This is a genomic window from Vibrio sp. 1078-1 (assembly GCF_033340475.1).
On sequence record NZ_JAWOWM010000833.1, the window covers coordinates 1 to 531 of the forward strand.

1 pseudogene is annotated in these 531 nt (G+C 44.6%); it reads right to left on the reverse strand.

Annotation, left to right across the window (positions count from 1 at the left end):
- Positions 1 to 531, reverse strand: a pseudogene (locus R7190_RS30345) (bifunctional NADH-specific enoyl-ACP reductase/trans-2-enoyl-CoA reductase); the annotation flags it as partial.

Here is a 531-nt window from a genome sequence, read left to right on the forward strand (position 1 = left end):
ATCGTCAAAGTTAAAGCCGTTGAGTTTCATGAACTCGTCTTTAAAGCCTTGGTAATCACCAATCTCTTTAAAGTTCTCCGCATTCATTTGTTCTAACAAATGACTCACTTCAGCCTGCGTTTGCGGATCCAGTTCTAAGTCATCAATTCGAATCAATCGCTCGCCATCAACAGGAACTTTAGGCTGATCGTAAAGCTTCGTCGTGGACAGACGTTGCATTTGTTCGATGCAGCGTTCATGCGTGCCTTTCTCTTTCATTACTCGGTACAGAGCTAAAAGGTAAGGGCTCAGAGCAGGGATGAAAACACTAGCTTTGGTTACCAGCGCTTTACACACAGTGGCGTAAGCACCACCGTCGAAGTTAGCCAGTTTCAGATTCAATGCATGGCTGGTTTGGTGCAAATCAATTTTGGCTCGGCCTAAAGTACCATCGAGATAGATTGGGTGAGTAACTTCTGGGCCCATGTATGAGAATGCAATAGTTTTGCAACCTTGAGCGACGGATTCCGTATTGATGAGAGTATCAATCCA